This is a genomic window from Kitasatospora sp. CB01950 (assembly GCF_001905465.1).
Classification (GTDB): Bacteria; Actinomycetota; Actinomycetes; order Streptomycetales; family Streptomycetaceae; genus Kitasatospora.
In genome coordinates, this window is the sequence record NZ_LISX01000011.1 from 219537 (window position 1) to 220036 (window position 500).

General features: G+C 71.4%; 1 protein-coding gene. It reads right to left on the reverse strand.

Features of this window, described 5'->3' with window-relative positions; genetic code table 11:
* Positions 1-478: DinB family protein (locus AMK19_RS26005; RefSeq protein WP_241844584.1), on the reverse strand; the 478-nt coding region annotated here is incomplete at its 3' end.
* Positions 479-500: the final 22 nt, after the last annotated feature.

A 500-nucleotide genomic window follows, 5' to 3' on the forward strand; every position in this document is an offset into this window, starting at 1 on the left:
TGTGGCGGGCGTACTCCTCGATCATGTGGACCAGGATCCAACGGAGCGTCACCTCGTCGCCGCGCCGCGGGAGCTTGGCGACCGTGTCCAGCGGGACGTCCTTGACGGCGGCGCGGGCGTAGGCGACGTCCTCCTGCCAGGCGGCGGTGTCGGCCACCACGTCTGCGTCCTCGACCAGGTCGAAGTCGCCGTCCGGGTACGCCTCGGACCAGTACCGGCTGGTCGGCCCGAGATCCTCGCCGTTCAGGTACCGGCGGAACCAGTGGCGCTCCACCTCCGCCATGTGCCGGACCAGCCCGAGCAGCGACATCGGGGACGGCGGGCAGGAGCGTTCGCGGAGCTGGTCCGGTGTCAGGCCGTCGCACTTGAGGGCGAGGGTGGCGCGGTGGAAGTCGAGCCAGGACGTGAGCATGGTCGCCTCGTCGGAGGCGAAGGGCGGGTTGGTGCGGGTGACGGCGGGGGCGGGGTTGTCTGTCATGTCGCCATGGTGGGGGAGGGGC